The organism is Roseovarius pelagicus, assembly GCF_025639885.1.
Lineage (GTDB): Bacteria > Pseudomonadota > Alphaproteobacteria > Rhodobacterales > Rhodobacteraceae > Roseovarius > Roseovarius pelagicus.
Map to the genome: position 1 here is coordinate 1,156,800 of NZ_CP106738.1, position 12,546 is coordinate 1,169,345.

The window sequence follows — 12,546 nt, forward strand, 5'->3', positions numbered from 1 at the left end:
CGAATTCGGAAAACCCCGCCCCGGACCGAATCCGAGGCGGGCGCTACTTAGTACCCTTTTTGGACGCGGCCAAAGGTTTTTGCCCACTCCGCTTCGTTGCCGTTCCAATAGCCCGGATCGGCGAAGGTCAGGTTTTCGAGCGTGCCATTGGGATCGAACGCGGGCAACGTCGGGATCTTCTTGCCCAGGTCAACCTTGTTGGGATCAAGTGCCGGCGGATAATTCTGCCCTTCGGCCACGGCGATCGACGTTTCCGGTGCCAGCATGAAGTTCAACAATTCCTCGCACGCCTCCATCGGGCTGCCCTTGATCACGAACATGCACTCCTGCCAGCCAAATCCGTTGGGCGGATCCATGTAGCCGATATCGTGACCCTGTTCCTGCAGCGCATAGATGCGGCCAGACCAGCCTTCGGTCACATGGATTTCCTCTTCGGCCAGCAGGCTCATCAATTCGGCACCGGAACCCCAGTATTTCAGGCTAAGGTCGCGGTGCTGACGCACGGCATCCCATGCGGCCTCCACATCCGTGATGTCGTTGGGCGATTGACCAGTCTGCAAAGCAGCGTACCACATCCGCGTGCGCCAGTCAGACCAGCCTGCGATCTTGCCCTTGCGATCGGCGTCCAGCAGGATCATCGCGCCCTTTTCCTGCATCTCTTCGTCCGAGATATGCTTGCGATTGTAGGCGAGGCCAGTAGTGCCGTAATCGTAGGGGACGCAGCTCAGCTTGCCATCGGTCACGCCGCGGAACACGTCGATCAGCTTGGGAATGACGAATTCGAGGTTCGGAATGTTATCCTCGTTCAGTTCGGAACTGAGGCCCAGATTGTGATAACGCGCGTAGTCGAACACGCCCGACAAGTGGGCAATGTTGTACTCGCCCGGCTGGCTGGCCTTCACGCGGCTCAGGTATTCGTCACCGCCACCGAACGTGCCGTCGACGACCTTCATGCCCGTCTCGTTTTCAAAGGGATCGAATGCATTGGCGCGCAGCGCCTCGGAAACGACGCCACCCCAACCGTCAAAACGGACCTCGGTCACGTCCGCCGCCATAGCGCGGTAGGGCGTCACAAGGCCATAGGCCGCACCAGCCGCGCCCAGCAGGCCTAGAAAATTACGGCGGCTCAGGTCGCCGTTCATATACCGCTCGCGCAGCCGCTCATAGCGTTTGGTGTTGTCGATCTTGGTCATGTTGGTTTCCTCCATTGGATCGGGTTAATTTCAGCGGATCGTCAGAGCCCGCTTTTCTTTGAAAGTTGTCTAGCGATGGCCGCGCCCAACAGGGGCAGACCCACGGTCATCACGATCATCACAGTCCCCAGCGCGTTGATCTCGGGGCTGATGGAATTGCGCAGCATCGCGAAAATCTGCGTCGGCACGGTCTCGACGCCGCCCGGCTTCCAAAACAGAGTGCCGGTGATGTCGTCAAAACTGATCGTAAAGGCGAAAAGTGCGCCGGCCAGAACCGCAGGTAGCATCAGCGGCAGCGTCACTTGAAAAAACGTCTGCACCGGCGAAGCGCCGAGGCTCATCGCCGCCTCTTCGACGTCACGTCGGATGGCGATCAGCCGCGCCTGCACGACGAGAATAACAAACGGCAGGGTAAAGATCACATGGCCAAAAAGCAGTAACGCGAAACTCTTGTTTACGCCCAGAAAGTTCAGGAACAACAGCAGCGCCACCGCCAGCACCACTTCGGGGACCAGAATGGGGGCGATCAGGATGGTCGAGATCATGTTCGCCCCCGGCACTCGGTACCGCACCAAGGCGAGGCTGGCCAACACGCCAAGCGTGGTCGAGATGGCCGCCGTCAACAGACCCAGAATGACCGACGTTCGGAACGCGCGCAGGATCGCCTCGTTCTCCCACAACTCGATAAACCAGCGAAACGAAAATCCGGTCATCGGGAAGCTGCCGAATTGACTGGCGTTGAAGCTGAGCAGCACGACCACCATCACCGGCAGGAACATGAAAATATAGACCAACACCGCGTATCCACGGATCATATGCCAGCCAAAGGATGTCGTGCGCTCAGCCATCAGCCCAGCCCCTTCATCAATTGCGCCATGCCCAGATAACGGTTGTAGATCATCACCAGTACGCCAAGCACAGCCAGCAACATCAGCGATAGCGCGCTACCCAGCGGCCAGTTCAGCTGTGTGATGATCGCTTCGAATACCAGATTGGCGAACATCGCGTCGGAGGTACCACCCAGCACCAGCGGTGTGATGTAGGTCCCTGCACCCAGTACAAAGCACAGCAACCCACCCGCCGCGAGACCGGGCAATGACAAAGGCAGCGTGACCTGAAGGAAAGACTGCCAGCGCGTCGCGCCCAGAGAGTTCGCCGCGTCCTCTAGCGTTTCGTCAATGCCATCGAGGCTGACAAAGACGTTCAGCACCATGAAGGGCAGCAAAAAATGCACGAGGCCAAGGATCACTGTCGCCTCATTGTAAAGCATCTGCATCGGCTCGTTGATGATGCCGATCCACAGCAGGAATGTATTGAGCGCGCCCGACACCCCGAGGATGTTGATCCAGCTCATCGTGCGGATGATGTAGCTGATCCAAAAGGGCAGCATCAGCAATAACAGCAGAACTGGCTTGTTACCCTTCGAGCGCGCGATGAAATAGGCCGCTGGATAGCCCATGACAGCGCAAAGCAATGTGGTGATGGCCGCGATGCGCAGCGTATGTAGCAGGATGTCGCGATAGAACGCATCGGTCAGCGCCTCGCGCCAGTTGTCCAGATAAAATCCGACTTCATCCGCGCCCGTCGCGGTGCGCAGCCAGAAACTGTAAACGAGGATGAAAAGCAGCGGAATGAACAGCAGCAGCGTGATCGCCGTTAACGCGGGCGATAATAATATCCACGGCTGGCGCTTTTCGCGCGCTTCGACCGACATATGGACGACTCCCCCCAGTTTCTTCTTGCACAAAGCATGCGGAGCGGAGGATCATCGCGCAAATAGATAATTAGAATGATGAGTATTGCCAATGTCTATTGTTGGTTCGGATGACCACCGTTACAGCCCGCAACGCATCGCGCGCGAGTTGGACTGGAACCTGCTTCGCACCTTTGTCGTATTGGCTGAATCCCGGTCGATCACCGACGCATCCGAACGGCTGCGCCTAAAGCAACCTTCGGTGTCTACCGCATTGAAACGTCTGGAAGATCGCGTCGGCCGTCAACTGATAGATCGACGCCCCGGCCACTATTCCCTGACTGATGCCGGCCGCCTCCTCTATCGTGAAGCGTTGGACATAAACGGATCGATCCTGCGGTTGTCCACACTGTTGCGCGAAATGACAGATGACGTGCGCGGGCATGTGGATTTGGTCGTGGCAAGCCATGTAGTTTGTCCGTTTTTCGACCGGATCCTGTCCGATTGGCACCGCGCAAACCCACAAACGACGCTCACTGTCGAAGTGCTGTCCAGCATCGACGCTATTGCCGAAGTGCAGGCGAAACGCGCTTCCTTTGCGCTGTGCCTCGTGCGCAGCCGCAATGCGCGACTGGAATACCGGCAACTATACCGCGAGTTCTTTGGCCTCTATTGCGGGCCGGGTCATCCGCTGTTTGGACGCGGCAGCCTGTCGCCCGCCGATCTGGAGGGTAGTAATTCAGTCAGCTTCGATACTGATCGTCTGCAGGATGTCCTAAGTCCCGTGACCTTGATGCGTGCGCAATCCAGCATGAGTGAAAAGATCGTCGGCACATCCAGTAATCTGGAAGAGGTGCGGCGGATGATCATGGCCGGGATCGGGATCGGGCCGCTGCCTGTACACGTCGCAGCCCGCGACGTGGCCGATGGTGCGCTATGGCAGGTGCCGCCCTACGATGACCTGCCCGCCATCGACGTGCATCTGGTGTGGAACCCGCACGCGGTGATGAACCGCGCCGAAGAGATTTTGCTGCTTATGCTTCAGGACAAGATCGACAACACGCCGATCGCGGATCGCACTTACAGCTGACAGCTTGGGCGCATCTTAGATCCCGAAACGGTCACGGAAACGGTAAACCATGATTGACGGGGCCAGAAACCACGGGTTCCCGGTGTAGAAGGGTCGCGTCGGGAATGGAATACGCCCAAAGGCCGTCTCGCCCGCCGGATCATCCGCCGCCTGAAGGCCGATCTTCATGCCCAGATAGCTGGCCATGCCCACGCCTGAGCCACAATAGCCCATGGCATAGTACAGTCCGTCGTCTTGTCCGCAGTGCATCAGCGTGTCGAAAGTATATCCGACATACCCGGACCAAGAATAGCTGATCTTGACGGTTTCCAACTCGGGAAACAGCGCAACCAGCATACTCTTCAGACGCGGGCCGGTGATGGTCGGGTTCATCTCTTTCAATGATACGCGCCCGCCAAACAGGATACGTTTGCGATCAGGCGAAGGGCGATAGTAGACAACCAGCTTGCGTGTGTCTGACAGCACCCGGTTGGTGGGCATCAGCCGATCCATCTGCGCCTTCGGCAACTCTTCGGTCGCAATGATATAGGACCCGATAGGTATGACCCGGCGCTGCTGCCATGGCGTCAGCCCGGTCGTATAGCCGTTCGTGGCAACGATGACGCGTTTTGCCATCACCTCGCCCCGTTCGGTGCGTACGCGAAATCCCGGTGCCTGCCGATCGATTGCCGTTACACGACAATGCGACACCATTTGCGCGCCGGCCTTGCGCACCACATCGCGCAATCCCTTGTGGTAGAGTGCCGGATGCACGCTTGCGTGTTTGGGAAAGACGATCCCCCCATAATAAGCGTCGGTGCCCAACTCGGCATGCTGATCCGCGCGCGGGACCATGAATGCCTCGGTGTCGATCCCGTCGCCCATAGATGCCACATACGCCGCCAGCTTGTCATACTGCCCGGCCGTGTGCGCACCGTGAAAGCGACCCGGCACACGCAAATGACAGTCGATTCCTTCTTCGGCGATAAAGTCCTGAAAGTAATCCAGCGATGCTTGGGCATCGTGGATGATCCCGCGAGCCGTGTCTTCACCATAGCGCCGTTTGAGCGCCGCGAAATCAGGTTTGATAGAGGTCGAAACCTGCCCGCCATTGCGGCTGCTGGCGCCATGGCCCAACGCTTCTGCCTCAAGCACCAGTGTGCTGCGCCCGGCGCGCGCGGTGCGCAGCGCGGCATGTAGGCCAGTGTAACCTGATCCAATGACAAGAACATCAACTGTTTTTGGCAATTCGCTGCTGCGCGCGTCCTCGGGCGCGGCTGCATCCCACCAGTAGGGCTGGTCCTTGAAATCATCTGTGAACATCTACTGCCCCTTTGCATCCTCAAGGATCATATCGGCCCCCTTTTCCCCCACCATGATCGCGGGAGCATTGGTGTTGCCAGATGTAAGCGTCGGAAATATTGACGCATCCACCACACGCAACCCTTGCAAACCGTAGACCCGCAAACGTGAATCGACAACATCCACCTGCGGGTCCGGCCCCATTCGGCAGGTACTGACCGGGTGAAAGACGGTGCCAGCGCGAGCGCGAACATCGGCGGCAAAATCTGCGTCGCTTTGCACGTCGCGGCCCGGAACAATCTCGGCTTCGATAATATCGGCAAGAGCGGGTGCGGCAGCAAGTTTGCGGATAAATCGCAACCCCTCGATTTGCTCCTGCATGTCGAAATCCGTGCTGAGGTAATTGGGATGAATAGCAGGCGGCGCGAACGGGTCCGCACTGGCGATCTCGATATGACCACGGCTGGTGGGCCGTGTTGGCTGCGACCCGATCAGGAAACCGGCAAATGGGTCGGGGTTCATCAGCGGACGTTTACCCGGCGGGGCCTTGGTATAGCTGACCGGGGAGAAGAAGAGTTGCATGTTGGGTCGTGTCAGCCCAGCGCGCGTGCGGACAAATCCGCCCCCCTGATTGACCCCGAGTGACAGTGGCCCGCCACGGGTCAAAACATAACGCATCCCCTGCCAAAGCTTGCCGTACCAACTGTGCAACTGGTTGTTGAGGGTCGGCAGCTTGGAGCGATAGAGGAAATCCATGCCCAGATGGTCCTGCAAATGCTGCCCCACGCCGGGCGTATCCTGCACGACATCGACCCCGTGTTCGCGCAAGAGCGCCCCCGGCCCCACGCCCGACAATTGCAAGAGTTGCGGCGAGTTGACCGCACCCGCCGATACGATCACTTCACGTGACGCCATCGCGCGACAGGTTTTTCCGTTCTGGACGTACTCCACCCCGCCCGCGCGTGTCCCGTCAAAGATCAGCCGAGTCGCCATCGCGCGCTTTTCTATCCGCAGATTGGCGCGTCCGCGCGCAGGCCGGATATAGGCGCGCGCCGTGCTCATCCGCATGCCATCACGGGCTGTGTTCTGATAGGTGCCTACGCCCTCTTGGCGCGCACCGTTGAAATCGGGATTGTGCGGCACCTGTATCTGTTCGCCCGCCTTGATGAAGTTCTGGCAGAGCGGATGCAGGTAGCGATCCATCGTGCTCACCGCGAGCGGCCCGTCGCCGCCGCGCCAGTCATCCGCGCCACGATCATTGCTCTCTGATTTGCGGAAATAGGGCAGCACATCATCCCAGCCCCAGCCCGGATTCCCCATCGCGCGCCAATCTTCGAAATCCTCCGCCTGCCCGCGGACGTAAACCATTGCGTTGATTGAACTGGAGCCGCCCATGACCTTGCCGCGGGGCCAATAGCTCACGCGTCCGTTCAGGCCTGCATCGGGCTGGCTCTGGTACATCCAGTTGACGGATTTGCGGTAGAACGTCTTGCCATAGCCGATCGGCATCCAAATCCACAGACTGGCATCCGACCCGCCGGCTTCCAGCAGCAACACACGGTATTTACCATCCGCACTCAGCCGGTTCGCCAAAACACAGCCTGCTGACCCCGCTCCGACGATGACGAAATCATAACGATCCATTTTGTTCGCCTTAGCCGCCGGATTTATCGCGCTGGATCACGACACTGATCAGCGCCAAAAGACCCGAACCGACAATCAGGAAGAAGGATACCGCGTTCAGCACCGGAGTCGAGCCGACCTTGGCCATACGGTCAAACATGGTGATGGTCAGAGGCGATTCCGACCCGACAAGGAAGAGCGTCGTGTTGAAATTCTCGAAACTGACCAGAAACGCGACAATGCCCGCTGCGATCATCGCGGGCCGCAGAAACGGTAGGGTGACAGTGCGCAGCACTTGCAAGCGGCTCGCACCGAGGTTCAGCGCGGCCTCTTCCATCGTGTAGTCGAATTTCTTCAGCCGCGCTGTGATCACCAGTGACGTGATCGTGGTGACAAACGAAAACTGCCCCAACACCACCAGCAGGATACCGGGTCGAAGGAATTCCAGTTCGATCCCATAGTTATCCTCTAGCCCGTTGGCGATGTTGCTGGCCATGACCAGAATCGAGATGCCGAGGATAACGCCCGGAATGACGAGCGGCAGCACCATCAGGATGTAAAAGAAATTCTTGGCCGGAAAATCACCGCGGACGAAAAGGAATGCATTGCAGGTGCCCACGAAGACAGACAGCGATGACACCAGCACACCGATGATCGCAGAGTAATACAGCCCGCGCAGCAGACGACGATCGTGGAACATGCCCAGTTGCGGATCGGTATCGTTAAAGAACCAGTCGAGCGTGAAACCCTGCCACGGCAAGGCCGGAAACAGGGAATCGTTGAATGCAAACGTACCCGCCGCCACCAATGGAGCGGCGAGGAAGATGAAGAATGCGATCACATAGGCGCGGTAACCGAATAGGAGCGCCTTGTTCTGGGTTGCTACTGCCATCTGACTCTCCTCCTCAGCTCTTTGCCACGGTATTGGCCAGTGTCTGACCGGTCAGTTTGAGGCCCAACCACACCACCAGCGACGTGAATGCCAGCAGCAGGAAGCCGAAGGCCGCGCCGCTCTCCCAATTGAACCGCGTAATGAACTGGTCATAGATTTGCTCGGTAAACCAACTGGAGTTTTTGCCGCCCAGCAGGATCGGGGTCAGGTAACTGCCCGCCGTGAGCATAAACACCACGATACAGCCCGACACGATACCCGGCATGGCATAGGGCACAATGATTTTGCGCAGCACGGTAAAACCGCTGCCGCCAAGGTTATAGCCTGCCTCGATCATATCATCGCCCATGCCGTCCAGCGTGGACACCAATGGCACGATCATGAACAAAATCACGGTGTAGACAAGGCCGATGACCACCGTGACGTCGTTATAGAGAAATTCGATCGGTTGACTGACCAACCCTGTATTCTGCAGGAAAGTCGACACGACGCCGGTTTCGCGCAGCAGCAAAATCCAGCCAAACGCGCGGATCAGGTCGCTGACCCACAATGGAATGAGGCATAACAGGAACAGCGCCCCGCGCGACCGGTTGCCGGCAATCTTGGCGATATAGTAGGCAATCGGAAACCCGATCAGCAGCGCCAGAACGGTTACCAGGATCGACATGGAGCCGGTGCGCAGCAGCGTGTTCCAGTAGATCGGTTCCTGAATGAAATCTATGTAGTTGCCAAAACCGAACTCGTAGACACGCGGCGCCACCTTCTCGCGCAGCGACAGGGCCACGATCCCAATATGCGGCAGGATGATCAGCAGCAGCAGCCAGAGCGCGAAAGGCGCAAAGAGCAGGATCAGCGAGAGGCGTTTGATGTCACTTTGCATCTATCCTACCCCGCGAAACACATGGTCTGTTGTGCTGCCCAGCTAAGGCAGACGCCATCGCCTTGGCGCAAATCCTCTGCCCCACCGGTCACGACGACATCGGCCTCTATCAGCTCGGCGCTGGGGCCGCGCACCAGAACTCTGCTATTGGCCCCGTTGAAGAGAACGGAATCGACAGTGCCGGTCAGCGTGTTGTCAGCATTGGCCGCGCTACCTGCTTTCTGTGCGGTGATAAACTCTGGGCGCACGAATATCTCGACCGTCTGCCCCGCGTTCAGTTCCTCGCCCTTGCGGCGTTTGCAGATCATGGTCAGTCCGGCATCAGTCTCAACCCGCGCGCTGTCGGATTTCACCTCGGCGACCTTGCCTTTCCAGCGGTTCGAGTCGCCGACAAAACCCGCGACGAAACTGGTCGCCGGGTTATGATAGAGCGCCTCGGGTCGCCCGATCTGTTCAAAACGACCGTTGTTCATGATGGCAACGTGATCAGACATCACCAGCGCCTCTGATTGGTCATGGGTGATGTAGACAAACGTGGTGTTGAACTGGTGTTGCAACAGCTTCAACTCGATCTTCATCGCCTCGCGCAGCTTCAGGTCCAGCGCGCCGAGCGGTTCATCGAGCAACAGCACATCAGGGTCCAGAACCATGCAGCGCGCAATCGCGATACGTTGCTTCTGCCCGCCCGAGAGCTGATGTATTTCACGTTGCGCCACATCGGGCAACGCGATCCGGTCCAACACGTCGCGCACCTTGCCTTCGATTTCGGATTTTGGCGTGCCTGCGCAACGCAGCCCGTAGGCGATATTGTCATAGACATTCATCATCGGGAACAGCGCGAGGTGTTGGAACACCATCTTTACGTTGCGCTTGTTCGGCGGCACATCGAGGACCGAGCGGCCCTTGATGCGGATATCGCCGCTGGTCGGGTTTTCGAACCCGGCGATCATGCGCATCAGCGTTGTCTTGCCACAGCCCGATGGACCGAGGATCGAAAAGAACGACCCTGACGGAATTTCAAAAGATACATCCTCGACCGCGCGGATCGATCCGAAATCCTTGGTGATGTTGGTGCATTCCAGATCGTAGGCAGCTTGGTCACTCATTGGGGCGTCCATCTTGGGATGTTGAAAATAGGTGGGGCGGCGCGCACATCGGCACGCCGCCCCAAGGATCAGATCAGATCATTCGCTGCCCGTGGCCGCTTTGATCTTTTCCAGAGTCTTGCCTTCCATGTCCTCTACACCCGGAGGGATGTTGGCGAAGAATTTCAGGTTGTCGATATCTGCATCGGTAAAGGCGGCGTTGACAGCCATCTTCTTGTCCTCGGGCAGCAGATCCTTGGCCCCTTTGACGGAGGCAATAGCACCCGTGCTGCCGGACATGATCGTGACATTCTCGGGCTCGAGCACGAAGTTGATCCACTTGTAGGCTGCATCATCCGCCTTACCCTTGCGCGGGATGGCAAAGGTATCGATCCACGCCAGTGCGCCGGTTTCTGGCGGCACAAACACGATATCAGGGTTTTGCGCGAACAGCCGGTAGGCCGTGCTGTCCCATGTTTCGGACGCGACGATTTCGCCTGACAGCATCATTGCGGACAGATCATCGCCACCCTTCCAGTAGGCTTTGATATTGGATTTGCATTCGATCAGCTTTTCCGCGACCTCGTCGAGGATGTTCTGATACTCGTCCAGATCGGCATAGGCCGCAAACGGGTCTTTGCCCATTGCAAATGCTGTGCCCAGCAGGATTGTACGCTTAAGGCGCATCGACGTTTTGCCCTGATACGCGGGATCGCACAGGTCATCCCAGCCGTTGAAATCGGGGGCTTCCTTCTTGTTCTTCATCAGGCCGGAGGTGCCCCACTGGTGCGGCACGGCATAGACTTCACCGTCGATGGTGGTGTTGGCTTTCACACCATTCAGCAGCGATTCGTTCATCACATCTGTGTTGATCTTGCTCAGATCGAGCGGCTTGTAGATGTCATATTCCAGCTGGGCGGCATAAATCCGGTCATGGCTGGGCTGGGCAAGGTCAAAGCCAGCGCCGCCGGTGGCGCGCAGCTTGGCAATCATTTCTTCGTTGTTCGAGAACGTGACTTCAACGTTGATGTCGGGATACTTTTCCTCGAACTTTTGAACCAGTTCCTCTGGCGCATAAGAACCCCAAGTCATCAGGCGCAGTGTTTCGGCCGATCCGACCGATACCGTTCCCATCATTAACGCGGCAACAAGGCCCGTTGTTTTAAGTGTTCTGATCATTTGATCCTCCCTTATGTACGGCGCAGATGCACCGCTATTATGGTCAAATTGCCGCCAAAGCTTAGGCGTAGATTGGTCTGCCTCTCATATCCATTATGGAAAATTGTGCAGACCAATTCAAACCCGAAGTGCAGGCATCTCTCGCAGCACCCTAATCCCAGCACGAATCTCGTCCGGGCCGGTGCTACCAAAGCCGAGTACCAACCCATTGTAACCAAGAGGCGACAGCGCGTAACGACTAATCGGAACAATCGTGACTCCGGCACTCCGCGCCTGATTTATCAGCAGTTGCACGTCCACCCGACCATCCAACAGTGCCGTTGTGTGGAACCCGCTCGTCGTTGGCTGCACCTTGATACTCTCTGGCAGGGCGGGTGATTCTTCCATCAGTGTCTGATAGCGCGCCTTGTAGAGCCGCCGCATGATACGGATATGCGTGGCAAACAGGCCCTCATCCATGAATTCGGCCACACTGGCCTGAGTTGCGGTGGGCGGAGTGCTGATCCAACTGGCAAAAAGACGATCAAATGCCGTGACCAGACTGCGCGGGACCAGAACAAACCCCAATCGCAACGATGGAAACATCGTCTTGGAGAACGTCCCGACATAGAGCACGCGATCCTCGGTATCGATACTCTTGAGCGGTGGCATGGGGCGATCACCGTAGTAAAACTCACCATCATAATCATCCTCGATGATGAGGGCCTGTGCCGCATTCGCCGCCTCCAGCAACTCCAGTCGACGCGCCAGTGACATGACGTGCCCCAACGGTTGCTGGTGCGACGGGGTGACGAAAGCCAGCCGGAAATGCGGCGCCTTGGCGCGTCCCTCCTCTACATCCAGCCCCTCAGCGCCCACGTTTACGGGCACCAGATCCGCTCCGGCCGCGATCAGAGCGTTGCGCGCCCCGGTGGCGCCGGGGTTCTCGTACCAAACCCCGTCACCGGGATTAAGCAGCACCCGGCCAATCAGCGAAAATGCCTGTTGCGCGCCGCCGGTCACGAAAATCTGGTCGGGATCACACTTGATCCCCCGGCTGGCATTTAGGTGACTGGCAATGGCGCGGCGCAATCCCGGATGACCTGCGGGCGGGCCATATCCCATAATTGTCTCGCGGTCACCGCGCAGATGTCGGGCCGAAATCCGCGCCCAATGTGCAACGGGAAACGCATCGAGCGCGGGCAGTGCCGTGACGAAGGCACCTGCGCTGTGAGGTAACTGCGCGCGCGGTGCATACGCTTCGAACGCATGGTCGATGGTATGCGACAGGCGCGGCGTGGGCGCCGGCACACCGGGGGGGCAGCGACGGGGGGTGTCGGGCGTTGATGCTCCAGAATGTCGCTGACAAAGGTGCCCGCACCAACACGAGAGACCAGCATTCCCTCGGCGACCAGCCGTTCAATCGCGTCAATCACAGTGGTGCGCGACACCCCCACTTCTCGCGCCAGAATACGGCTGGCTGGCAGCCGGTCACCCGGTCCCAGCCCCCCTGATAGGATGATATCACGCAAGGCGAGGTAGAGTTGCACGCTCACTTTTCGGGGCGCATCACGATCAATCGCGATCGAGGACAAGAGTGCGCCAGCCTGTTGTTTCATCTGGCGCCTCCCCATTATCCACAAAAATCGGC

Annotated in this window: 12 protein-coding genes; 1 reads left to right on the forward strand and 11 read right to left on the reverse strand. The window is 58.3% G+C overall.

The annotated features are described in order from the left end of the window. Positions 1–47: 47 nt before the first annotated feature. The 3 genes from N7U68_RS06640 to N7U68_RS06650 are packed head-to-tail and all read right to left on the reverse strand — an operon-like array spanning position 48 to position 2,907. Positions 48–1,184, reverse strand: coding sequence for an extracellular solute-binding protein (locus tag N7U68_RS06640; RefSeq protein ID WP_308446182.1), 1,137 nt, complete (start codon positions 1,182–1,184; stop codon positions 48–50). Positions 1,185–1,234: 50 nt separating this feature from the next. Beyond that, positions 1,235–2,041 (reverse strand): ABC transporter permease, encoded by an 807-nt coding sequence (locus tag N7U68_RS06645; RefSeq protein ID WP_165197096.1) that lies wholly within the window; start codon positions 2,039–2,041, stop codon positions 1,235–1,237. After that, positions 2,041–2,907 (reverse strand): ABC transporter permease, encoded by an 867-nt coding sequence (locus N7U68_RS06650; protein WP_165197094.1) that lies wholly within the window; start codon positions 2,905–2,907, stop codon positions 2,041–2,043. Before N7U68_RS06650 ends, N7U68_RS06645 begins: the two co-directional genes overlap by 1 nt. A gap of 91 nt (positions 2,908–2,998) precedes the next feature. Here N7U68_RS06650 and N7U68_RS06655 point away from each other — a divergent pair, with 91 nt between their 5' ends. Beyond that, positions 2,999–3,976, forward strand: coding sequence for a LysR family transcriptional regulator (locus N7U68_RS06655; RefSeq protein ID WP_263048640.1), 978 nt, complete (start codon positions 2,999–3,001; stop codon positions 3,974–3,976). A 15-nt stretch (positions 3,977–3,991) separates the two neighbouring features. Here N7U68_RS06655 and N7U68_RS06660 read toward each other — a convergent pair whose 3' ends face one another. The 8 genes from N7U68_RS06660 to N7U68_RS06695 form a co-directional block, all read right to left on the reverse strand. Continuing rightward, positions 3,992–5,278, reverse strand: coding sequence for an NAD(P)/FAD-dependent oxidoreductase (locus tag N7U68_RS06660; RefSeq protein ID WP_263048641.1), 1,287 nt, complete (start codon positions 5,276–5,278; stop codon positions 3,992–3,994). Then, positions 5,279–6,901, reverse strand: a complete 1,623-nt coding sequence (locus N7U68_RS06665; RefSeq protein WP_263048642.1) for a GMC family oxidoreductase — start codon at positions 6,899–6,901, stop codon at positions 5,279–5,281. Between the two features lie 10 nt (positions 6,902–6,911). Then, entirely contained in the window at positions 6,912–7,772 is an 861-nt protein-coding gene (locus tag N7U68_RS06670) for an ABC transporter permease (RefSeq protein ID WP_263048643.1), read from the reverse strand. Between the two features lie 13 nt (positions 7,773–7,785). Beyond that, positions 7,786–8,652 carry an ABC transporter permease gene (locus N7U68_RS06675; protein WP_165197086.1) on the reverse strand — a complete coding sequence of 289 codons (867 nt, stop codon included), beginning with the start codon at positions 8,650–8,652 and terminating at the stop codon, positions 7,786–7,788. Between the two features lie 5 nt (positions 8,653–8,657). After that, positions 8,658–9,758, reverse strand: coding sequence for an ABC transporter ATP-binding protein (locus N7U68_RS06680; protein ID WP_165197084.1), 1,101 nt, complete (start codon positions 9,756–9,758; stop codon positions 8,658–8,660). A gap of 78 nt (positions 9,759–9,836) precedes the next feature. After that, positions 9,837–10,916, reverse strand: a complete 1,080-nt coding sequence (locus N7U68_RS06685; RefSeq protein WP_165197082.1) for an extracellular solute-binding protein — start codon at positions 10,914–10,916, stop codon at positions 9,837–9,839. Positions 10,917–11,033: 117 nt separating this feature from the next. Further along, entirely contained in the window at positions 11,034–12,020 is a 987-nt protein-coding gene (locus tag N7U68_RS06690) for an aminotransferase-like domain-containing protein (RefSeq protein WP_263048644.1), read from the reverse strand. Continuing rightward, positions 11,960–12,514: a GntR family transcriptional regulator gene (locus N7U68_RS06695; protein WP_263048645.1), complete on the reverse strand. Its 555-nt coding sequence runs from the start codon at positions 12,512–12,514 to the stop codon at positions 11,960–11,962. Before N7U68_RS06695 ends, N7U68_RS06690 begins: the two co-directional genes overlap by 61 nt. Between the last annotated feature and the right edge of the window lie 32 nt (positions 12,515–12,546).